Source organism: Enterorhabdus sp. P55 (assembly GCF_009911695.1).
In the GTDB taxonomy this organism is placed as follows: Bacteria; Actinomycetota; Coriobacteriia; order Coriobacteriales; family Eggerthellaceae; genus Enterorhabdus.
In genome coordinates, this window is record NZ_QWKK01000251.1 from 1 (window position 1) to 859 (window position 859).

General features: G+C 37.4%; 2 protein-coding genes. Both read left to right on the forward strand.

Going from position 1 to position 859, the window contains the following annotated elements; genetic code table 11:
• The coding region (locus D1643_RS11115; protein WP_201751117.1) for a hypothetical protein at positions 1 to 411 on the forward strand (411 nt) is incomplete at its 5' end.
• Positions 408 to 859, forward strand: a 452-nt coding sequence (locus tag D1643_RS11120; protein WP_160710658.1) for a mobilization protein, incomplete at its 3' end; no start/stop codon positions are given. The genes D1643_RS11115 and D1643_RS11120, both read left to right, overlap by 4 nt.

The following is an 859-nucleotide window of genomic DNA, read 5'->3' on the forward strand; positions in this document are numbered from 1 at the left end:
CATGAGTTGGAAAACCGAGCAAGACAAAACGAATTTAGAGCTGTTGAACAACGAGAACCAGCGATTACTCCGCTTGAGCGAGACACTCAACAAAGAGAATCAGAAATTGTTAGCCTTGAACAAGCAATTGAACCAAGAAAATCAGAAGCTCTCAAGCGAGAATCAAAAATTAATCAATTTATTGACACAATCAAACAGTTTGCAGGACGAGTACCAGAACTTACTCAACGCGTTACAAGAAAATTAAAGCAAACAAAAGAGAAAATCCTCGATGATTTTGAACGTCGCTTTTCAAAGGACATGAAAAATTACGAGCAAGAACAACAGAAAAGCCTAGAAAAACAAGCGAATAGAGACGTACAGTCCGAAAAGAAACCAACAAAAGATCATGATCGGGGGATGAGTCTATGAATAAAGATGAACAACTCGTTGTTCAAGTATTAAATGCTTATAAAAATGGCAAAATTGATTTCAGTAACGTTCCAGAACTAGAAACCTTAGTCCGTCAAGAAGTTAATAAAGACTTTCGGGACTACCAAGAAAAAATAGAAGCTGTTGCGAATCAAAAAATTGAGTCTGCCATTCAAGAACAACTCCATCGTTTAGAGGCAGAAAGTTTAAAAGCAGACATACTGAAAGACATTCAAGTTGAAAAACAAGCATTACTCGCTTTGAAAAAAGAACTGAATGAACAAAAAGAGCAGATAAAAGCAGATCGCAAACGTGAGATTGTCGAACGTTACGGTATTCTGATTGCGAACATTGTCTGCCTGTTCTGTTTCTTAGTTGTCGGTATTCTCATCGGACGATGGATTTATAAAGGGATCTGGGATGGTTGGGGTTTGCATATTTTGTATGA